This is a genomic window from Streptomyces sp. NPDC001351, from assembly GCF_042896045.1.
Lineage (GTDB): Bacteria > Actinomycetota > Actinomycetes > Streptomycetales > Streptomycetaceae > Streptomyces.
This window is the reverse complement of the sequence record NZ_JBIAWS010000005.1, coordinates 310,423-331,027: the sequence shown is the minus strand read 5'-3', so window position 1 is coordinate 331,027 and position 20,605 is coordinate 310,423. Positions and strand designations below refer to the sequence as shown.

The window sequence follows — 20,605 nt, the reverse complement described above, 5'->3', positions numbered from 1 at the left end:
CACGATGCCGCCTCGGTCGGACCGGGCTCGGTGCACAGGCCCACAGGCCCAGGGGGTTTCACCCGGGCGGGCGTCCCCGCAACCGACCGGGCCCCTGCGCAGGGCGCGCGTCAGGGGGCGAGCGCCTTGCGCAGGCCGGGCTTCGACGCATCGGCCCATGCGGTCGGCAGTTCGCGTTCGCGGTCCGCGGCCACGGACTGCTCCTGGCCGTACAGAAGGCCCCAGGTGAAACCCGGTTCGCCTGCGGCGTGCGCCGCGACAGCCAGCTTCCGCAGGGCGTCCCGGGCCACGACGCTGTCCTGATGGTCACCGAGCACTTTCTGCACGGCCTTCACACGCTTGCCGAGCCGCTTCGCCCGCTTGCCCAGCGAGGCACGCGCCGGTTCGGTGGCGTAGCGCGTCTTCTTGGCCGACTTGCGGGCCTCGTGGAGGGCCACGTCGCGGTCCGCTCCGGGGGAGAGCTCCAGCGCGTGTGCCACCCGGCCGGCCAGCCGGTCGTACTCCTTGAAGATCGCCTCGGCCGTCACCTTCTCCGGTGTGCGAGTGGCCTTGCGGCGCAGCGGCGGCTGCTCGGTGAGTGCGGCCAGGGAGTTCAGCAGGCCCAGGTAGCGAGGCGTGCGCAGGGCAGCGAGGGAGCGCCGGTGCGCCTCGTCGGTGCCGGCGACGTTCCATGCCTTCAGCCGGGCGGCGACAGGTCCGAGGACCAGCTCCGGGGGCAGGGCCTCGATGCGCGAACCGAGCCGTTCGAAGAGGACCTCCTGGTCTCGCTCCGCGCCCAGCTCGCCGCCCAGCCACTTGAGGTCGTCGCGGATCGGGTCCGTCACCTCACGATCCAGCACCGAGCGGTAGGAGCGCAGCGTGCTGCGCAGCCGGCGGCAGGTGACGCGCATCCGGTGTACCGAGTCGGGTACGTCACGGCGTACCGCGGGATCGAGGCGCACCAGGGTGCGCACCTGCTCGCCCAGGTACCTGAGGACGTCGTCCCCGGCCGAGCCGGGTTCGACCGTCTCGGCACCGGTGTCCGGCAGTCGCACCCCGCCCACTCCGGTCTCCTCCAGGGCCCGGGCGAGCTTGGAGGGCCTGGCCGCACGGTCGATGCCGTTCTTGTGCAGTGCCTTGTCCACGAGGTCCAGCAGCGAGACTTCGGTGTCCTCGGCGAGCTCGACCTCCATCTCGGTCCAGGCGGCCAGGGTGGTCATGCCGCGCAGGGATTCCGCGCGGACCTGGTCGACGGTCAGCTCGGCGAGTACCGCGCCCTCGGAGTCGACGAGGTGCCGTGTGCGGCGGGTGGACCGGATGCGCACGACCGGCATCAGTTCTGCCCCGCGGGTACGGGAAAGTGTCAGCTCACCCAAGGTGTCCGGAACCGTCTCGGACAGCGGGGCCTGCACCTCCTCCCGGCTGTCCTGCGACAGGGGCAGTTTCAGGTGCCAGCCGGCGTCGGGCCCGCCCGTCCTGCGTCGTAGCGCGGCCGACGCGCGAGCCAGCCGCAGGTCCTCGGTGTCGTGGTACACCGCGTCCAGCTCGTCGGTGCCCCCTTCCACGACCGCGGCGACGCCGCCGACGCCGGTGAGCTCCGGGAGCCACGAGGTGTCCTCGGCCGACGGAGCATCGTACTTTCGCTCTGTCTCACGCTTCGACTGGGTCATACCCATCGCGTAGACACCTCAGCACGACTCAAACCCATGCAAGGCGCCAGGAACGCCCTCGTCGGTGGACCACCTCTCCAGGCGGAGCAAATCCCTTGCCCTGCTCCCTGCATCCCCCTAGCGTTACTTTGTGCCGCAAATAAACAAACCCCGAACGCACAACGTCGTGCCGGGCAGCAACCACACCGACCTCACCCGGCTCCGCATCGTCCTCACCGTCTTCTTCGCCCTCGACGGCTTCATCTTCGCGGGCTGGGTCGTCCGCATCCCCGCGATCAAGGAACAGACCGGCGCCTCCGCCGGCGCCCTCGGGCTGGCCCTGCTCGGTGTGTCCGCCGGCGCCGTGATCACGATGATGCTCACCGGCCGCCTGTGCCGCCGCTACGGCAGCCACGCCGTCACCGTGGTCTGCGGCATCCTGCTCTCCCTGAGCGTCGCCCTGCCACCGCTGACCCACTCGGCCGTCGCACTCGGCGCCGTTCTCCTCGTCTTCGGCGCCGCCTACGGCGGGATCAACGTCGCCTTCAACAGCGCGGCCGTCGATCTCGTCACCGCCCTGCGGCGGCCGATCATGCCGAGCTTCCACGCCGCTTTCAGCCTGGGCGGCATGCTCGGCGCCGGGCTGGGCGGGCTGGTCGCCGGGCACCTCTCCCCCACCCGGCACCTCCTCGGCCTGACCTTCGTCGGGCTTGTCGTGACGGCCGTGGCGGGACGCTCTCTGCTGCGTCAGCAGCCACCGAAGCCGCCCGAGCCCGCAGGCGACCCTGGCCGGCACGCACCACGCCGCCTCGACGGCCGTCGCCGCGGGCTGGTCGCCGTCTTCGGCCTCATCGCCCTGTGCACCGCGTACGGCGAGGGGGCCATGGCCGACTGGGGCGCACTGCACCTCGAACAGGACCTGGGCGCCTCCGCGGGAGCCGCGGCCCTGGGATACTCCTGTTTCGCGCTCGCCATGACCGTCGGGCGGCTGACGGGGACGACGCTGCTCGAACGTCTCGGCCGTACCCGCACTGTGGTCGCGGGCGGCGCAACCGCCGCGCTCGGCATACTGGCAGGCTCCCTGGCCCCCTCCCTCTGGGCGGCGCTGATCGGCTTCGCCGTCACGGGACTCGGTCTCGCCAACCTCTTCCCGGTCGCCGTCGAACGCGCCGGGATGCTCGCCGGCCCCAGCGGCGTCGCGACCGCCTCCACCCTCGGCTACGGCGGCATGCTCCTCGGCCCGCCCGCGATCGGCTTCATGGCCGACTGGTCCTCCCTGCCCACCGCCCTCACCAGCGTCGCGGCGCTGGCAGCGGTGGCCGCGCTCATCGGGCTGTTGACGCGCCGCAGCGCCGACGGCTGACTCGACGGCCGACGCGCGGCCACTGCACCGCACCCTCGGCTCACCGGCCGAGGCGAGAGCAGTCACCCGATGGGCCGGTCGGCCGGATGCCTTCCCGGGGTACCAGGAAAGCGACAAAGCAACACACCGATCAACGCCAGTCAGCCCTTGGGGAAGGGGAGAGTCCCATGCGACAGCGCATGCCGGCACCGTGGGGCCGCCGGACCGCACCTCCGCTCGCGTTCGCGTCGGCCGCCGCCGTCCTGCTCGCCGCGTGCGGCTCCGGCGGCGATGCGGACGGCGGGGACAAGGGGGGACCGCCCGCGATAGTCGTGCAGCCCGACGCCGGCAGTGCGAAGGTGCCGGTCGGGCGGAAGGTGACGGTGCACGCGCGGGGCGGATCCCTGATCTCCGTCGAGGTGGGCGCCCCGGGCCCGGGCCGGATCTCCGGCACCTGGTCGGAGGACAGGTCCGTGTGGACCTCGACCACGCCGCTCGCCCCGGGCGCCACCTACACCGTGACGGCGCACGGCAAGGCGGACGGCGGGTCGGCTCTCGACAAGACCGCCTCCTTCACCACCGAGACGCCGAAGAACGCCTTCGTCGGCGAGTACCACCCCGACGGGGGCATGACGGTCGGCATCGCCATGCCGGTCTCGATCACCTTCAACAAGCCGATCCGCGACAAGGCGGCGATCGAGCGGAAGCTCCATGTCACCGCCTCCCCCGCGGTCCAGGGCGCCTGGAGCTGGATGAAGGACCGCGACGGCAAGGACCGTATCGACTACCGCCCGGTGAACTACTGGCAGCCGGGCACCCGGGTCACACTGCGCATGGACCTGGCAGGCGTGGACGCGGGCAACGGGCTCTACGGCACCCAGCAGCGCGTCGTGGACTTCCGCATCGGGGACGCCGTCACGAGCACGGTGAACGTCACGACGAAAACGATGACGGTGAGGAAGAACGGGAGGACACTCCGGACCCTGAAGGTCTCCAGCGGCAAGAAGGGCTACGAGACCTGGAACGGCACCATGGTCGTCCTGGGCAAGGTGCCGACCATCCGCATGGACTCCTCGACCGTGCGGATCTTCGGCCCCGAGGCGTACGACCTGGGCGCGGTCAAGTGGGACGTCCAGCTCACCCCGTCCGGCACCTATGTGCACGCGGCGCCCTGGAACGAGGGCAAGTTCGGCGTGGTCAACGGCAGCCACGGCTGCATCGGCATGAGCACCGGCGACGCACAGTGGTTCTACGGCCGGGTCAACGTCGGCGACCCGGTCACGGTCGTCCACTCCGTCGAAACCGTCGCGGTCAACAACGGCTACGGCGACTGGAACGTCCCCTGGGCCACCTGGAAGAAGGGCAGCGCTCTCCATTAACACCCCACCGTGAAACTTGGCGGCGGCCCGCTGCTGCAGGCCGGATTCCGCGGGATGCTGTCCTCGGTACGAGCGGGTCGGGAGGTGCTGGGATGCGGTGGTGGTCCGGGGCATGGATGATCGCCGGGATGGTCGCCCTGGCTGCGTGCGGCACGTCGGCGGGCGGCGGATCCACTGGACCGGCGTCGGCGTCCGGCAGCGCCTCGGCACGGCCGTCCTCCACGGCACCGACGGGCGTGCCCGCGTCGCCTTCCGGGCCGGGCCCGGGCACGTCGGCCACGGCGTCCTCGACTCCGGCGGACCGCTGCGCCGCCGGGCATACGGAGATCAGCGTCGCCCCCGGTGACGCGGTCGAGCAGCGGCTGTGCGTGCGGCCGGGAACCGTGGTGTCCCTGGTCCTGCGGCCCCGGGCGGACGACAAGCAGTGGAAGACCGTGAACACTTCCGCACCGGCCCTGGTTGTGACTTCCGGATGGCGGCTGGACGCCGACGGAACGGCCCACGCCGCACTGCGGTGCGCCGGCACCCGCGGCGGCGAGGCCGTGGTCACCGCGCTGGCGAAGGCCCCGGACGTGGCGGGCGCGGCGCGCGCCGCCTTCACGCTGCACGTGAGCGTGGTGCCGTACCCGACGCAGGGATGAGTCCTCAGCGACAACTCCTGTGAAAGAGCGCCCAAACACTCGACAGGCCTGGGGTAACCGGCGGTAACTTCTGTCAGGCTCACGCCGAAACCGCTTTCCCTCCACAGGAGACACACCCCATGCGCAGACTCTTCGCCTGCCTGGCGGCGGCCACCGCCGTCCTCGGTGGGCTCACCGCCGCCGCGCCCTCCGCGGCGGCGGCCGACTCGGGCAGCTTCAGCGTCCTCAGCTACAACGTGGCCGGCCTGCCCGCGGCCATCAACAGCGCGCCGACACCGCGCGAGTCGAGCACCACCGCCATCGGTCAGCGGATCGCGCCGTACGACATCGTCCATGTCGAGGAGGACTTCAACTACCACTCCTACCTCTACGCCGCCGACACCGCGCACGCCTACCGCACCCCCACCAGCGGCGGCGCGGGCATCGGCAGCGGGCTCAACACGCTGTCGAAAATCCCCTACGACACGGACGACTTCGAGCGCGTCCACTGGAACTCCTGCCAGGTCGACTCGGGCGACTGCCTGACCCCCAAGGGCTTCACCTTCATGCGCGAGCGCCTCGCCGAGGGCGTCTACGTCGACTTCTACAACCTGCACACCAACGCCGGCACCAACGACGGCGACGAGGCCTCCCGCGCCGACAATCTCAACCAGCTCACCGCATTCATCAACACCCACTCGGCGGGCAACGCCGTCGTGGTCATGGGTGACACCAACACCCGCTACACCCGCTCGGCCGACACCATCGCCGAGTTCGCCGCGGCCAACGGCCTCACCGACGCCTGGGTGCAGCTGATACGGGGCGGCACCCCGCCGGCCAAGGGCAGCGACGCCCTGGTGTGCGACCAGTCCGGGGCGACCGTGCCCAACACCTGTGAGGTCGTCGACAAGGTCCTCTACCGCAGCAGCAGGCTCGTCTCGCTCAACGCGACGTCGTACAACAACGAGCACGCCAAGTTCCTCACCGACGCCGGGCTGATGCTCTCCGACCACGACCCGATCACGGTCGGCTTCACCTGGTCGCGCAACTCGGCCTACCAGCTCAGCGACCAGTTCGGCGGCCCGCACGGCGACTACTACAACGACATCGACAGCGTGCCCGCCGGCGCCCACGCCACCACCATCGCGCTGCGCTCCGGGTCCCGGGTCGACCAGCTGAGCCTCACCCTCGCGAACGGCACCACGCTCACACACGGCGGCACGGGCGGCACCGCGTCCTCCCTCACCCTCGGCAGCGGCGAGTACGTCACCACCGCTCAGCTCTGCCAGGGCGCGAAGGACGACCACACGCGGATCTTCTACGCCAAGTTCACGACCAACCTGGGCCGCACCCTCGCCGGCGGCACCACGACCTCCGACTGCGTGACCCGCACCGCGCCCGCGGGCTGGCAGATCGCGGGCTTCCACGGACGCTCCGGCGACGAGGTCGACAAGGTCGGCTTCATCTACACCCAGCGGTAAGGAAGTTGACGAACACTCAGGGGCGGCTGCATGTCGGCCGCCCCTGAGCAGGAGCGTCCCCGAGTCTGCCTCGGGTCACTGTTCGACCGGCAGAAAGGGGCCCCTCAGGCGAACACCGACAACAACAGCGCCATCGCCAGCCCCAGCACGCTGACGAGGGTCTGCACCACCGTCTGGGTCTTCGTGGCCTGCGCGAGGTCCATTCCGAAGGACTCCTTCACCAGCCAGAACCCGGCGTGGTTGACGTAGTTGAGGCCGAGGGATCCGGCGCCGATGGCGACCACCAGCAGCGAGGCCTCGAGACCTCCGCCGTCTCCGATCAGCGGGGCGACGATCCCGGTGGCGGAGACGATGCCGACGGTGGCCGAACCCGTGGTCAGGGACAGCAGCAGGGCGATCAGCCAGCCCAGCAGGATCACGTTGAGGTGTGCCCCCTTGGCGGCCGAGGCGATGGCGTCGCCGATGCCGGAGTCCTGCAGGACCTGCTTGAAGGCTCCACCGCCCCCGATGATGAGGAGGATCGCGGCGACGGACTTGAGGCTGTCCGTCAGCGAGGTACGGGTCTCCTCGCCGGAGCGGGACGCGCCGACGAGGGTCACACCGAGCGCGAAGAGGAAGCCCGCGAGCATCGCCACCAGGGGTTCGCCGACGAAGGTGAGGCCCGCCCGCAGCCCGCTGGACTCGTCGAGCAACGTCTCGCCCAGCGTCCGCAGCAGCATCAGCGCGACCGGGATGAGCACGGACGCGACAGCCAGGCCGACGGAGATACCGGTCCGAGCCGGGGCGTCGGTGCGGACCTGGGCTCCCGGTCCGTCGGGCCGGGCCGTCGCGGCCCGGTCGGCGCCCGTGAACTGGGCCATCAGGGCGGCGTCCGGTCGCACCTCGGGCAGCCGGGGCGCGATCCAGCGGGCGTAGAGCGGGCCGGCCACGACGACGGTCGGCAGGGCGCAGACGAGGCCGACGGCGAGGGTGAGGCCGAGGTCGGCGTGGAGGCCGGTCATGGCGGTCAGCGGCCCCGGGTGGGGCGGCAGCATGCCGTGCAGCGTGGACAGCGCGGCGATCGCGGGCACGCCGAGCAGCACGTACGGGGATCCCTTGGTGCCGCCCTGCTGCTCCAGTCTGCGGGCCACACCGAAGATCAACGGCAGCAGGACGATCAGGCCCACCTCGAAGAACATCGGGATGCCGATGACAAAGGCGGCTGCTGTGACCAGCCATGGCAGCCGCCGGATGCCGGAGCGGTCGACGAGTGCGCGGGCGATGGCGTCGGTGGCTCCCGAGTCGGACAGCAGCCGGCCCAGCATGGCGCCCAGGGCGAGGGTGAGGCCGACGTCGCCGAGGGTGCCGCCGGCGCCCTCCTCGATCGACTCGGTCAGTTTGGCGACGGGTTCACCGGCCGCCAGCCCGGTGCCGACGGTGACGACGATCAGCGCGACGAACGGATGGACGCGCAGCCGGGAGTTGATCAGGTAGATGAGTGCCGTGATCGCCACCGTGAGGATGAGCAGCAGCCACCAGGTGTGTGCGGTCATGCGGGTGCCTTTCGGGTGAATCGGCGCCTTGTGGACAGGCGGACGGGCAGGGGGGAGCACGGGACCGGCGGTGTCGGCGGTCCCGAGGAGCGGGATGCAGTCGGTTCAGGCGGTCACGCGTTCAGGCCGAGCTCGGCGACCAGTTCGGCGACGGCCTTGTCCTGGCGGGCGAGGTAGGCCTTGAAGGTGTCGCCGGTGGCGAACGCGTCGGTCCAGCCGTGCCGGGCGAGTTCGGCCTTCCACTGCCGGGAGGCGTGCAGTTCGGTGAGCACGCGGATCCAGCGCTGCCGGGCGGCGGCGCCGATGCCGGGTGGGGCGACGATCCCCCGCCAGTTGTCGAAGACCAGCGGGATGCCGGACGCCTTGAGGGTGGGCACTCCGTCCAGTGCCGGGACCGGCTGGTCGCTGGTGACCGCCAGCACCCGCAGTTGCCCGGCGTCGATCTGGTCGAGGAACTCGCCGAAACCGCTGGTGGCGAAGTCGACCTTGCCGTCCAGCAGGGCGGGCAGCAGATCGCCGCCACCGCCGCCATAGGCGACGTACTCGACCTTCTTGGGGTCGATGCCGATGGTCCGCGCCAGCTCCATGGGCAGCAGGTGGTCCGGTCCGCCGAGCGAGGAGCCGCCGCCGACCCGCAGCCGTGCCGGAGCCTTCCGCCACGCGCTGATCAGGTCGCCGATGGTGCGGTACGGGGAGTCCTTGCGGACCACGACCGCCCCGGGCTCGTCGATCAGGCGGGCGATGGGGGTGGTCTGAGCGACCGTGGCCGGGCCGGGGGTGACGTGGCTCGCGCCGACGACGCCGAGGCCCATCTGCAGCGCGAGTTCCTGGTTGCCGCGTTCGTCGACGATGCGCTGCAGTCCGACGGTGCCGCCGGCGCCGGGCAGGTTGAAGACCTGCACGTCGGAGGCGGACCCGGTCTCCTCGAGGACGCGGGCCACGGTGCGTGCTGTGGTGTCGTAACCGCCACCGGGTGTGTTGGGCACCATGATGCGCAACCCGTCGACGGGGTCGTCCCCGGCACCGGGCCAGGCGCCGCAGGCACTGACGGTGAGCGTCAGCAGTACGCAGAGGGTGCCGTACAGAGGGCGGGCTCGACCGCTCATGGCACCTCCCTTTCGTTTCCCGTGCGGCGGACGCCATGATTGTGCGACGCGGCCGGACCGGTCGCCCAGGTTGTGTCAGCAGTAGAGATTGAGTTCGTTGTGGTCACCACGTTCCGCCGCCACACCCTCGCGGGCCAGATGCTGGTGCTCCAGCTCGCCATCGTCGTAGTGGTGCTGCTGGCGGTCGCCGCGGTGTCGCTTGCGCAGTCGGAGGCCACCTTCAACCGGGTCGAGGGCCGCCGGGTGAGCGCCCTCGCCGAGCAGCTGGCCGCCCATCCCCTGGTGCGCAGCCAACTGGTGCGGCCCGCTCCCGAGGAGACCCTGGCCCCGCTGGTGCACTCCACCTTGGTGCAGTCCTCGGTCACCTCGGTCACGGTGGCCGACGCCCACGGCCGTGTCGTCAGCTCGACGAACCCGACCGTGGTCGGCGACCGGCTGCCGCTGGGCCGGGGCGTCGCCGGGGAGCGGGGCTGGTCCGGCTCGCTGACCTGGGACGGCAGCCATGAACTGGTGGCTCAGGTGCCGGTGCTCGGGGCGACGGGCAGCACCCTCGGACGGATCCTGGGCACGGTCATGATCGGCGAGGCGTCCCCGACCGTGTGGCAGCGGCTCTCGGGTGCGTCCTCGTATCTGCTCGCCTACCTCGGCATCGCCAGCGCGCTCGGCGTCGCGGGTTCCTGGCTGCTCGCCCGGCGCGTCAAACGGCAGACCCTCGGCCTGGAGCCCCGCGAGATCACCGGTCTCGCCGAACACCGCGAGGCGATGCTGTACGGCATCGCCGAGGGCGTCGTCGCCCTGGATCCGCAGCACCGCGTCACCCTCGTCAACGACGTGGGCCGGCGTCTGCTGGACCTGCCCGAGGACTGTGTCGGGCGCGACCTGGCCGAACTGGGCATCGAGGGGCGGCTGCTCGACGTCCTGACCGGTGCGCGGGAGGAGGGGGTGGCGCCGCACGACGAGGTCGTCATCCGCCACGGCGTGGTGCTGGTCATGAACCGTATGACCGTCACCAAGGAGGGCCGTCTGCTCGGCTCCGTCACCACTCTGCGCGACCGCACCGAACTGGCCCGTCTGGAGCGGGAGATCGGCTCCTTCCGCAGCACCTCCGAGCTGCTGCGCGCGCAGGCGCACGAGTTCGCCAACCAGCTGCACACCATATCGGGGCTGATCCAGATCGGCGAGCAGAAGGAAGTGGTGGGCTACATAAGGGCGTTGAACCGGCGCCGGAACTCCCTCGACATGACCGTCGGCCGCCGCGTCCAGGACTCGGCCGTCGCGGCGCTGCTGATGGCGAAGGCCTCCCAGGCGTCCGAGCGGAAGGTGACGCTGCATGTCTCGGACGGCACGTCGCTGGGCCGGCTCGCCCACGAGGACGCCGCCGACGTGGCGACCGTGATCGGCAACCTCGTCGACAACGCCATCGACGCCGCCACCGCGGGCGGGAGCGCCGACGGCGAGGCGTGGGTGGAGGTCGGGCTGCGGCAGGACGCCGCCAGCGTGGAGATCGTCGTGCGCGACTCCGGTCCCGGCGTCGCCCCCGAGCTCGCCCAGGAGGTCTTCGCCCACGGCTTCACCACCAAGGCGGCGAAGGAGGGCGAACGCGGCATCGGCCTCGCCCTGACCCGGCTCGTGTGCGAGCGTCGCGGCGGAGAGATCGCGGTCACCAACACGTCCGAGGGCGCGATGTTCACCGCCCGCATGTCCGTGAACCACCCCGCCGAAGCGGTGGCGGAAGGAGCCCCCAGATGACCCAGCCGGCCGGTACCGGCACCGTCGACGTGCTGGTCGTCGACGACGACTTCATGGTGGCCCGGGTGCACCGGACGTTCGTCGAACGCATCGAGCCCTTCCACGTCGTGGGCACCGCCCACTCCGGCGAGCAGGCGATCAGAGCGGTCGACGAGCTGCGGCCCGACCTGGTCCTGCTCGATCTGTATCTGCCGGACATCTTCGGCCTGGACGTCATCCCCCGGCTGCGCAGCGGCGGGCACGACTGCGACGTCATGGTCATCAGCGCCGCCCGCGAGGCCGAGGCGGTGCGCGGGGCCGTGCGCCAGGGGGTGGTCGACTACCTGCTCAAGCCCTTCGACTACGAGGACCTCAAGCCCCGTCTCGAGCGGTACGCCACCCAGCGCGGGCGCCTGCTCAGCACGGTCGTCCGCGGTCAGGCCGACGTCGACCGGGTGCTGGCCGGAGCGTTCGCCGGCGCCCCTGGCGGCCTCCTGCCCAAGGGCCTGAGCGTGGAGACCGCCGAGCTGATCGAGCGCGCCCTGCGCGAGAGCGACGGCACCCTGTCCGCGGCCGAGTGCGCGGCCGCCACCGGCATCTCCCGCGTCAGCGCCCGCCGCTACCTGGAGCACTTCCACACCACGGGCAACGCCGACGTCAGCCTGCGTTACGGCACCGCCGGCCGTCCGGAACGCCGTTACAGCTGGCGGCCGTAGCCGCGCGCTCTTGCCCTCGACCGCGCTCCATCCGGCACACTCGCCCCATGGAGACAGCCGAGTTCGTGGAGATCCTGGACCGGGAGGGCCGGTTGCTGGCCGCGGCCGCCGAGGAGGCCGGCACCGACGCCAAGGTGCCGACCTGCCCGGAGTGGCAGGTGAAGGACCTGCTGCAGCACATCGGGATGGTGCACCGGTGGGCGGCCGCGTTCGTCGCCGAGGGCCACACGTCCTACCACCCCGTCCGCGGGCTGCCCGACCTCGACGGCGACGCACTGCCGGCCTGGTTCCGCGAGGGGCACCGGTATCTCGTCGACACCCTGGCTTCCGCCGCGCCCGACGTGCAGTGCTGGCACTTCCTGCCCGCGCCGTCGCCGCTCGCGTTCTGGGCCCGGCGGCAGGCGCACGAGACCACCGTGCACCGGATCGATGCGGAGTCGGCGAGGGGCGGAGCGCCGAGCGGCATCGACCCCGGCTTCGCGGCGGACGGCATCGAGGAGCTGCTGCGCGGCTTCCACGGCCGCCCCAAGAGCAAGGTCCGCAGCGACGAGCCCCGAGTGCTGCGGGTACGGGCGACGGACGCGGAAGGCGCGGTGTGGACCGTACGGCTGTCTCAGGAGCCGCCGGTGGCCGTGCGGGAGGCGGCAGGAGACGCGGACTGCGAAGTGGCCGGGCCCGCCGCACAGTTGTACCTGGCGCTGTGGAACCGGCTGCCGTTCCCGGCCGTGAGCGGGGACAGCGCGGTCGCCGCGCTGTGGCGCGAGAAGTCGGCCGTCACCTGGAGCTGAGGTCGCCCGCCAGCATCCGTGTCAGCACCGCGCGCTGCACCGGCAGCACCTCGCCGTGCAGCGTGCGCCCTTTCGCGGTGAGGGCGACGTGGACGCCCCGCCGGTCCTCCGCGCACATGGCGCGCTCGACGAGGCCGTCCTTCTCCAGCCGGGCGATCAGCCGCGACAGCGCGCTCTGGCTGAGATGGACGCGCTCGGAGATCTCCTGCACGCGGTAGTTGCACGAGCCGCCGGACAGCACGTCCAGCACCTCGAAGTCACTGGCGCACAGGCCGTGCTGATGCAGTGCGCGGTCGAGTTCGCACTGGGTGCGGGCATGCAGCGCGAGGATGTCCCGCCACTGGTCCACGATCGCCTGCTCGGCCTTCTTCGCCACCATTCGCGCACCGTAGCAGAGAAGCAGAATTATTGCACCGGAATTAAATGCATTTGCATTCGATGCATACGCATGTAGTGTCTGTGTCCATGACCTCTCCGCTCTCCACCCCTGCGGCCCCGTCCTCGGCGGCTCGCTGGACCCCCCGGCTGTGGGGCACCCTGCTGGTGCTCTGCGCCGCGATGTTCCTGGACGCGCTCGATGTGTCGATGGTCGGCGTCGCACTGCCGTCCATCGGCTCCGACCTCGATCTGTCCACCTCGGCCCTGCAATGGATCGTCAGCGGCTACATCCTGGGCTACGGCGGTCTGCTGCTGCTCGGCGGACGCACTGCCGACCTGCTCGGCAGGCGCCAGGTCTTCCTGATCGCCCTGGGCGTGTTCGCGCTCGCCTCCCTGCTCGGCGGGCTCGTCGACTCGGGTCCGCTGCTGATCGCCAGCCGCTTCATCAAGGGCCTGAGCGCGGCCTTCACCGCGCCCGCCGGCCTGTCCATCATCACCACGACCTTCGCAGAGGGCCCGCTGCGCAACCGGGCTCTGTCCATCTACACCACCTGCGCGGCCACCGGCTTCTCGATGGGGCTGGTGCTCTCCGGCCTGCTCACCGAGGCCAGTTGGCGGCTGACCATGCTGCTGCCCGCACCCATCGCCCTGATCGCCCTGGTGGCGGGCCTGAAGCTGCTGCCGCGCAGCGAACGCGAGAAGGACCACAACGGCTACGACATCCCCGGCGCCGTCATCGGCACCGCGTCGATGCTGCTACTCGTCTTCACCGTCGTACAGGCACCGCAGGTGGGCTGGGCCTCGGCCCGCACGCTGCTGTCCTTCCTGGCCGTCGCCGCACTGCTGACCGTGTTCGTGCTCGTCGAGCGGCGCTCGGCCGGTCCGCTGATCCGGCTCGGTGTGCTGCGCTCCGGCAGCCAGATCCGCGCCCAGCTCGGCGCGATGGCCTTCTTCGGGTCCTACGTCGGCTTCCAGTTCCTGGTCACCCTGTACATGCAGTCGCTGCTCGGCTGGTCGGCGCTGCACACGGCGCTCGCCTTCCTGCCGGCCGGCGCGCTGGTGGCGGTGTCCTCGACGAAGGTCGGCTCGATCGTCGACCGGTTCGGCACCCAACGGCTGATCGCGGCGGGGTTCGCGCTGATGGTCGTCGGATACGCGCTGTTCCTGCGCGTGAACCTCGATCCCGTGTACGCCGCCGTCATCCTGCCGTCGATGCTGCTGATCGGCGCGGCCTGCGCGCTGGTCTTCCCCTCGCTCAACATCCAGGCCACCAACGGCGTCGAGGACCACGAGCAGGGCATGGTCTCCGGGCTGCTGAACACCTCGGTGCAGGTGGGCGGCGCGATCTTCCTGGCGGTCGTGACCGCGGTGGTGACCGCGGGAGCCCCCGCACACGCCACCCCGCAGGCCGTGCTGGACAGCTACCGGCCGGGACTGGTGGTGGTGACGGGCATCGCCGTCGCCGGGCTGCTGATCACGCTCCCGGGCCTGCGGACGCGCCGTACGCAGCGGTCAGTCGTGGTCGCCAAGTCCACATCCCTGGAGGCGGAGCGCGTACCCGTACGCGACTAGGGGAACGCCTCCCCCGTGTGCGCCCGGCGGGGCCTGCTTGCCCCGCCGGGCGCATCGTCGGGAGACTGGGTGCATGGACGGATACGGGGGCCGGCGTCACAAGGCCGAGCAGGACGCGATGACCGTTGAGATCGGTTATGCGCTGGTGAGTGCGGTGTTCGCGGCGGCAGTGGTCTTCGGGGCCGTCGCCGGACCGGCGTTGCTCTTCGGTCTGCCGGACCTGCTGTCCAGGCTGCTACTGCTGCTGGGGACGACGCTCGCACCCATCGTGTTCGTCGTCCGGGTCGTGACCGTCGTGGTGCGCTTCCGGCGGGGCGCTCAGCCCAGCCAGCCGGGCCGCACCAGCCCCGACTCGTAGGCCAGGACCACCAGTTGGGCCCGGTCCCGGGCGCCCAGCTTGACCATGGTGCGGCTGACGTGGGTCTTCGCGGTGAGGGGGCTGACGACCAGACGGCGGGCGATCTCCTCGTTGGACAGTCCGATGCCGACCAGGGCCATCACCTCCCGTTCCCGCTCGGTGAGTTCAGCGAGGGCGCCGGCAGCCGCGGGTTCCTTGGAGCGGGCCGCGAACTCGGCGATCAGCCGGCGGGTCACGCCGGGTGAGAGCAGTGCGTCGCCCCCGACCACCGCCCTTACGGCGCGCAGGAGTTCCTCCGGTTCGGTGTCCTTGACCAGGAAGCCGGAGGCGCCGGAGCGGATCGCCTCGAAGACGTACTCGTCGAGCTCGAAGGTGGTCAGCATGACCACCCTGACACCTTGCAGGGCCTCCTCGCCGGTGATCCGGCGGGTCGCCGCCAGGCCGTCCAGCAACGGCATGCGGATGTCCATCAGAACGACGTCCGGACGCAGTTCGCGCACCTTGCGCAGCGCCTCCTCGCCGTCGGCGGCCTCCCCGGCCACCTCGATGTCCGGCTGCGCGTCGAGCAGCGCCTTGAAGCCGGCCCGCACCAGTGACTGGTCGTCGGCGAGCAGTACGCGGATCACCTGTCGTCCTCCTCAGCCTTGACCTTGAGGGGCAGTACGGCAAGCACCCGGAAGCCGCCGTCCGGGCGCGGGCCCGCCTCGATCGTGCCACCCAGCGCTGCGGCACGCTCCCGCATTCCGGCCAGACCGTTGCCGCTGCCGCCCGCGTCGGCGCCGGTCGCGGGCCCGTCGTCGTCGATGCGCAGCCGTAGCGTCTGCTCGTCGTGGCCGAGGTGCACGCGCGCGTGGCGTGAGCCCGAGTGCCGTACGACGTTGGTGAGGGCCTCCTGGACGATGCGGAAGGCGGCGAGGTCGGTGCCGGGCGGCAGGAGGGGAGGTTCGCCCTGGACGCCGACCGTGAGCCCTGCGCTCGCCGCCTGGTCCACCAGCTCGGGCAGCCGGTCGAGGCCGGGTGCCGGAGCGCGCGGGGCGTCTCCCGGTGTGCGGAGCGTGTCGAGGACCTGGCGGACCTCGCCGAGCGCCTCCTTGCTGGCGGCCTTGATGGTGGTGAGCGCGGTGCGGGCCTGTTCGGGGTCGGTGTCGAGGAGGGCGAGGCCGACGCCCGCCTGCACATTGATCACCGAGATGCTGTGGGCGAGGACGTCATGGAGTTCCCGGGCGATCCGCAGCCGCTCCTCGTCGGCCCGCCGCCGCGCCGCCTGCGCCCGCTCGGCCCGCTCTCTGGCCCACTGCTCGCGCCGGATCCGGGCCAGCTCCGCCACCGCCACGATCGCCGCCACCCATGCGGCGATCACGGCCTCCTGCGCCCAGGGGGCCGCCGAGTCGTGCGACGGCGGCAGCCAGCGGTAGAGCCAGTGGGCCACCAGCATGTGCCCGGCCCACAGCATCGCCACCGCGCCCCAGGCGGCCCGCCGATGCCCCGAGACGATCGCGCTGAAGCAGGCCACCACCACGGTGAAGAAGACCGGCCCGTACGCGTACCCGGCCCCCAGATAGACCATCGCGGCGGCCGCCGTGCCGTACACGACGAGCACCGGATATCGCCGCCGCCACAGCAGCAGTCCCGAGCCCACCAGCAGCAGCAAGCGGGCGAACATGTCGAGGGCGGCCCGCTTTCCCTCCTGCTGATGCGCCGCGTAGTGGGAGCCCGCGAGCACGAAGACGGTGAGCAGCACCGTGGAACGCCACGGCCACCGGGTCTGCTGGTGCTCGTCGCCCCAGCGGTTCAGCCACGGTGGGCCGTGCCGCCACCAGTGGGGCGGCCCGTCTCCGTGCCCACGCTGCTCGTCCATGACGGCCACGCTAGACGTGACCGGGCGCGCGGGGCGTCCGCCGGGCGTGGTGATCACCGGTACTCCCCGGGAAGTACGACGCCGCGCCTGCGCTCACCTCAGTCCGACCCCGAGGGCGAGCTGCCCCGCGGCATGCCGGAAGAACGCCGCCCGGTCCTCCACGACCCGGTGGAACTGGCCGAACAGCTCGAACCCGATCAACCCGAAGAGCTGGGCCCAGGCCGCGACGAGGGCCGGAGCGACGGCGGGCGGCAGATCGGGGGCGAAGTCGGCTGCCATCCGCTCGGCCTCGGGATGCAGTTCGGCGGGAAGAGCGGGCAGGGCCACGCCGGGGCCCAGCCGGGCGTCGCGGACGATGCCGATCAGGACGAGACCGACACGGGCGGCGGCCGGGATGGTGGTGTCGGGGGCCGTGTAGCCGGGGACCGGCGAGCCGTAGATCAGCGCGTACTCGTGGGGATGCGCGAGGGCCCACTCGCGTACGGCCTCGCACACGGTGGTCCAGCGCTGCACGGGTCCGGCGTCGGCCGCGGCGGTGTCCGCCGCCTCGGCCGCCCCGCCCACGGAGTCGTACGCGTCGATGATGAGGGCGGTCAGCAGGTCGTCGCGGCTCGGGAAGTAGCGGTAGAGCGCGGAGGAGGCCATGCCGAGCTCGCGCGCCACGGCGCGCAGCGAGAGCTTGGCGGCGCCCTCGGCCGCGAGCTGTCTGCGCGCCTCCTCCTTGATGGCCGCGGTGACCTCGATCCTGGCTCGGGCGCGGGCGCCATGTGCGGTGCTCATGGGAAGCAGTCTCCCATGAAACGAGAGCAGTGCACACAACCGAGAGCAGCGAACAGAAAAGAGAGCACTGCTCTTGCTTTCGATCACTGATCCGGTGCAGACTGTTCATCAAGCGAGAGCAGTGCTCGCAAAAGTGAGCGGCGATCTCTCCGACACCGATGGGGGTCCTCATGTCCACGCACGTCAAGAAGCCCGGCTGGTTCACCGTCAACGTCTTCAACCGCGCCGTGGCGTGGATGACCCGCCGCGGCATCAGCGTCTGGGGCTCGCGGGTCCTGGCGGTCCGTGGCCGCAAGAGCGGCGAGTGGCGCACCACCCCCGTCAACCTGCTGACGGTGGACGGGCAGCAGTATCTGCTCGCCCCGCGCGGTCACGTCCAGTGGACGCACAACATGCGGGCGGCGGGCGGCGGCGAGCTGCGCCTCGGCAAGAACGTGGACGTGTTCACCGCGACCGAGGTCGCCGACGACGACAAGGTCCCGCTGCTGCGCGCCTACCTCAAGCGCTGGAAGGCCGAGGTCGGGGTCTTCTTCAACGGCGTGGGCCCCGACTCCCCCGATGCCGATCTGCGCCGTATCGCCCCGGACCACCCGGTCTTCCTGATCACGGTCAGGAGCTGACCTCGCCGCCGGCCACCGGACGCCGGTCGAGCGCGGTCAGCGCCCGCTGGGCCATCGGATGGGTGCGCACGATCTCCGCGAGGGAGGTCGAGCCGCGCGTGATGTCCCGGAACGCGTTCCACGCGGGCCGAAACCCGGTCAGCGCCGCGTGGAACAGGCCGGGCCTGCGCTCGAACGCCGTCATCAGACGCTTGCCGACGCTCATCTCGACGCCGAGTCCCGCCTTGATCGCGAACGCGTAGTTCAGAGCCTGGCGCCGGGTGTCCACCGCGTCGTGCGCCTCGGCGATCCGCACCGCCCACTCCCCCGCGAGCCGCCCCGAGCGCAATGCGAACGAGATGCCCTCGCGGGTCCACGGCTCCAGCAGCCCCGCCGCGTCCCCGCACACCAGCACCCGCCCGCGGGACAGCGGCGAGTCGTCGGCCCGGCACCGGGTCAAGTGGCCGGAGGAGACGCTCGGCTCGAACCCGGCAAGACCCAGCCGCCCGACGAACTCCTCCAAGTACCGCTTGGTGGCCGCGCCTTCACCGCGCGCCGAGATCACCCCGACGGTGAGCGAGTCCCCCTTGGGGAACACCCATCCGTAACTGCCGGGGATCGGGCCCCAGTCGATGAGCACCCGCCCCTTCCAGTCCTCCGCGACGGTCTCCGGCACCGGGATCTCCGCCTCCAGGCCGAGATCCACCTGGTCGAGCTTCACCCCGACGTGCGCCCCTATCCGGCTGGCGCTGCCGTCCGCGCCGACCACGGCCCGCGCGAGCAGGATCTCGCCACCCTGCAGGAACACGGCGACCGTACGCCGGTCCGGCACCGCCGAGCCGTGCTGCTCGACGCGCTGCACGGTGACGCCGGTGCGCAGCTCGGCGCCGGCCTTCTGTGCGTGCTCGACGAGCTGCTGGTCGAACTCGGGACGGTTGATCAGCCCGAACAGCATCTGCTTGGAGCGCCGGGTGCGGGTGAAGCGCCCGTTGTTGGAGAAGGTCACCGCGTGCACGCGGTCCCGGAAGGGCAGCTCGAAGCCGGGCGGCAGGGCGTCGCGCGAGGGGCCGATGATCCCGCCGCCGCACGTCTTGTAGCGCGGCAGCTCCGCCTTCTCCAGCAGCAGGACGCTGCGTCCCGCGACCGCCGCCGCGTAGGCGGCCGAGGCCCCCGCGGGTCCCGCGCCCACCACGACGACGTCCCACACCCGCTGCACGTCGTCCGCCGAAGAGTTCTCGCTGCTCACGATGGTCTACTGCTCCCGATCAAGCCGCTGCCGCACCTGTCCCCCGCATCCTACGGCGGACATCGCCGCAGGCCGCTGTGGGAGGATCCCGGTATCCACACGTACAACGTCGCACCCACAAGGAGCGTGCCCATGTCGTCGAATCCGGTCGCCGAGACCGTCGCCTCGCTGATACCGAGGGCGCAGGCGGAGCTCGCCGAACTGGTGGCGTTCAAGTCGGTGGCGGACTTCGACCAGTTCCCCAGGAGCGAGAGCGAGGGCGCCGCGAACTGGATCGCCGACGCGCTGACCGCCGAGGGGTTCCAGGACGTCGCCCTCCTCGACACCCCCGACGGCACTCAGTCCGTGTACGGCTACCTGCCCGGCCCGGAGGGCGCCAGGACCGTTCTGCTCTACGCCCACTACGACGTCCAGCCGCCGCTGGACGAGGCCGCCTGGACCACCCCGCCCTTCGAGCTGACCGAGCGCGACGGCCGCTGGTACGGGCGCGGCGCCGCCGACTGCAAGGGCGGCGTGATCATGCACCTGCTCGCGCTGCGCGCCCTGAAGGCCAACGGCGGCGTGCCCGTGCACATCAAGGTGATCGCCGAGGGCTCGGAGGAAATGGGCACGGGCGGTCTGGAGCGGTACGCCGAGGCACACCCCGATCTGCTGGCCGCCGACACCATCGTCATCGGCGACGCGGGCAACTTCCGGGCGGGCCTGCCGACGGTCACCTCCACGCTGCGCGGCATGACGCTGGTCCGCATCCAGATCGACACCCTCCGCGGCAACCTCCACTCCGGCCAGTTCGGCGGCGCCGCACCCGACGCCCTGGCCGCGCTGATCCGCGTACTGGACTCGCTGCGTGCGGAGGACGGTTCGACCACCGTCGACGGGCTCGCCCCCGAAACCGGCTGGGAGGGCCTGCAGTACGACGAGGAGCAGTTCCGCCAGGACGCCAAGGTGCTGGAGGGCGTGCAGCTGATCGGCTCCGGCTCGGTCGCCGACCGCATCTGGGCGCGCCCGGCGGTCACGGTCCTCGGCATCGACTGCCCGCCGGTCGTCGGCGCCACCCCGTCGGTGCAGGCGGGCGCCCGTGCCCTGGTCAGCCTGCGGGTGCCGCCGGGCGTCGACGCGGCCGAGGCCACCAAGCTGCTGCAGGCCCACCTGGAGGCGCACACCCCGTGGGGCGCCCGGGTGCGCACCGAACAGGTCGGCCAGGGCCAGCCGTTCAGCGCCGACACCAGCAGCCCGGCGTACACGGCGATGGCCGAGGCGATGGCGGTGGCCTACCCCGGCCAGGAGATGCAGTACGCCGGCCAGGGCGGCTCGATCCCGCTGTGCAACACCCTCGCCGCCCTCTACCCGCAGGCAGAGATCCTCCTGATCGGCCTGAGCGAGCCGGAGGCCCAGATCCACGCGGTGAACGAGAGCGTCTCCCCCGAGGAACTCGAACGGCTGTCGGTGGCGGAGGCGCTGTTCCTGCAGAACTACGCCGCTAACTGACGGCTC

At 71.6% G+C, this 20,605-nt stretch carries 19 protein-coding genes; 11 read left to right on the top strand and 8 right to left on the bottom strand.

Features of this window, described 5'->3' with window-relative positions:
• Positions 1-110: 110 nt before the first annotated feature.
• Positions 111-1,649: a CHAD domain-containing protein gene (locus tag ACFY1U_RS20355; protein ID WP_390695506.1), complete on the bottom strand. Its 1,539-nt coding sequence runs from the start codon at positions 1,647-1,649 to the stop codon at positions 111-113.
• A 166-nt stretch (positions 1,650-1,815) separates the two neighbouring features.
• On the opposite strand from ACFY1U_RS20355, the gene ACFY1U_RS20350 reads away from it, so the two are divergent.
• The 4 genes from ACFY1U_RS20350 to ACFY1U_RS20335 all read left to right on the top strand — a co-directional run bounded on the left by ACFY1U_RS20350 (position 1,816) and on the right by ACFY1U_RS20335 (position 6,450).
• Positions 1,816-2,991, top strand: a complete 1,176-nt coding sequence (locus ACFY1U_RS20350) for an MFS transporter (RefSeq protein WP_390695505.1) — start codon at positions 1,816-1,818, stop codon at positions 2,989-2,991.
• Between the two features lie 167 nt (positions 2,992-3,158).
• On the top strand, positions 3,159-4,349 hold the full coding sequence (locus tag ACFY1U_RS20345) for an Ig-like domain-containing protein (RefSeq protein WP_390695504.1): 1,191 nt from the start codon (positions 3,159-3,161) through the stop codon (positions 4,347-4,349).
• Between the two features lie 92 nt (positions 4,350-4,441).
• Positions 4,442-4,990, top strand: a complete 549-nt coding sequence (locus tag ACFY1U_RS20340; protein ID WP_390695503.1) for a hypothetical protein — start codon at positions 4,442-4,444, stop codon at positions 4,988-4,990.
• A gap of 119 nt (positions 4,991-5,109) precedes the next feature.
• On the top strand, positions 5,110-6,450 hold the full coding sequence (locus tag ACFY1U_RS20335) for a jacalin-like lectin (protein WP_390695502.1): 1,341 nt from the start codon (positions 5,110-5,112) through the stop codon (positions 6,448-6,450).
• A gap of 104 nt (positions 6,451-6,554) precedes the next feature.
• Here the strand turns inward: ACFY1U_RS20335 and ACFY1U_RS20330 are convergent, their stop codons facing one another.
• On the bottom strand, positions 6,555-7,982 hold the full coding sequence (locus ACFY1U_RS20330; RefSeq protein WP_390695501.1) for a GntP family permease: 1,428 nt from the start codon (positions 7,980-7,982) through the stop codon (positions 6,555-6,557).
• 113 nt (positions 7,983-8,095) lie between these two features.
• A complete protein-coding gene (locus tag ACFY1U_RS20325; RefSeq protein WP_390695500.1) occupies positions 8,096-9,088 on the bottom strand; it encodes a Bug family tripartite tricarboxylate transporter substrate binding protein in 993 nt (330 codons plus the stop codon).
• Between the two features lie 99 nt (positions 9,089-9,187).
• Here ACFY1U_RS20325 and ACFY1U_RS20320 point away from each other — a divergent pair, with 99 nt between their 5' ends.
• Genes ACFY1U_RS20320 through ACFY1U_RS20310 form a run of 3 tightly spaced genes read left to right on the top strand, consistent with a single transcriptional unit; the run spans position 9,188 to position 12,320 of the window.
• On the top strand, positions 9,188-10,837 hold the full coding sequence (locus tag ACFY1U_RS20320) for an ATP-binding protein (protein WP_390695499.1): 1,650 nt from the start codon (positions 9,188-9,190) through the stop codon (positions 10,835-10,837).
• Positions 10,834-11,532, top strand: a complete 699-nt coding sequence (locus ACFY1U_RS20315; protein WP_390695498.1) for a response regulator — start codon at positions 10,834-10,836, stop codon at positions 11,530-11,532. The genes ACFY1U_RS20320 and ACFY1U_RS20315 overlap by 4 nt, the downstream gene beginning before the upstream one ends.
• A 47-nt stretch (positions 11,533-11,579) precedes the next feature.
• Entirely contained in the window at positions 11,580-12,320 is a 741-nt protein-coding gene (locus ACFY1U_RS20310) for a maleylpyruvate isomerase family mycothiol-dependent enzyme (protein WP_390695497.1), read from the top strand.
• Here the strand turns inward: ACFY1U_RS20310 and ACFY1U_RS20305 are convergent.
• A complete protein-coding gene (locus ACFY1U_RS20305) occupies positions 12,307-12,699 on the bottom strand; it encodes a MarR family winged helix-turn-helix transcriptional regulator (protein WP_390695496.1) in 393 nt (130 codons plus the stop codon). The genes ACFY1U_RS20310 and ACFY1U_RS20305 overlap by 14 nt on opposite strands.
• An 86-nt stretch (positions 12,700-12,785) precedes the next feature.
• On the opposite strand from ACFY1U_RS20305, the gene ACFY1U_RS20300 reads away from it, so the two are divergent.
• Both ACFY1U_RS20300 and ACFY1U_RS20295 read left to right on the top strand, forming a co-directional pair.
• Entirely contained in the window at positions 12,786-14,270 is a 1,485-nt protein-coding gene (locus tag ACFY1U_RS20300; protein ID WP_390695495.1) for an MFS transporter, read from the top strand.
• 73 nt (positions 14,271-14,343) lie between these two features.
• The gene (locus ACFY1U_RS20295) at positions 14,344-14,628 is read left to right on the top strand and encodes a DUF6332 family protein (RefSeq protein WP_390695494.1); all 285 of its coding nucleotides are present in this window, start codon (positions 14,344-14,346) and stop codon (positions 14,626-14,628) included.
• On the opposite strand, the gene ACFY1U_RS20290 is transcribed toward ACFY1U_RS20295, so the two are convergent.
• From ACFY1U_RS20290 to ACFY1U_RS20280, 3 genes are all read right to left on the bottom strand, one after another.
• Positions 14,589-15,254 (bottom strand): response regulator, encoded by a 666-nt coding sequence (locus ACFY1U_RS20290; RefSeq protein ID WP_390695493.1) that lies wholly within the window; start codon positions 15,252-15,254, stop codon positions 14,589-14,591. The two genes, ACFY1U_RS20295 and ACFY1U_RS20290, sit on opposite strands and share 40 nt — an antisense overlap.
• Complete coding sequence (locus ACFY1U_RS20285) at positions 15,251-16,486, bottom strand: sensor histidine kinase (protein WP_390695492.1); 1,236 nt, start codon at positions 16,484-16,486, stop codon at positions 15,251-15,253. The genes ACFY1U_RS20290 and ACFY1U_RS20285 overlap by 4 nt, the downstream gene beginning before the upstream one ends.
• Before the next feature lie 93 nt (positions 16,487-16,579).
• Positions 16,580-17,266 (bottom strand): TetR/AcrR family transcriptional regulator, encoded by a 687-nt coding sequence (locus ACFY1U_RS20280; protein WP_390695491.1) that lies wholly within the window; start codon positions 17,264-17,266, stop codon positions 16,580-16,582.
• A 170-nt stretch (positions 17,267-17,436) separates the two neighbouring features.
• On the opposite strand from ACFY1U_RS20280, the gene ACFY1U_RS20275 reads away from it, so the two are divergent.
• The gene (locus ACFY1U_RS20275; RefSeq protein WP_390695490.1) at positions 17,437-17,886 is read left to right on the top strand and encodes a nitroreductase family deazaflavin-dependent oxidoreductase; all 450 of its coding nucleotides are present in this window, start codon (positions 17,437-17,439) and stop codon (positions 17,884-17,886) included.
• Here the strand turns inward: ACFY1U_RS20275 and ACFY1U_RS20270 are convergent.
• Positions 17,876-19,111: a geranylgeranyl reductase family protein gene (locus ACFY1U_RS20270; protein ID WP_390695489.1), complete on the bottom strand. Its 1,236-nt coding sequence runs from the start codon at positions 19,109-19,111 to the stop codon at positions 17,876-17,878. The genes ACFY1U_RS20275 and ACFY1U_RS20270 overlap by 11 nt on opposite strands.
• A 132-nt stretch (positions 19,112-19,243) precedes the next feature.
• Between ACFY1U_RS20270 and ACFY1U_RS20265 the strand changes: the two genes are divergently transcribed.
• Positions 19,244-20,599 (top strand): dipeptidase, encoded by a 1,356-nt coding sequence (locus tag ACFY1U_RS20265; protein WP_390695488.1) that lies wholly within the window; start codon positions 19,244-19,246, stop codon positions 20,597-20,599.
• Positions 20,600-20,605 lie beyond the last annotated feature (6 nt).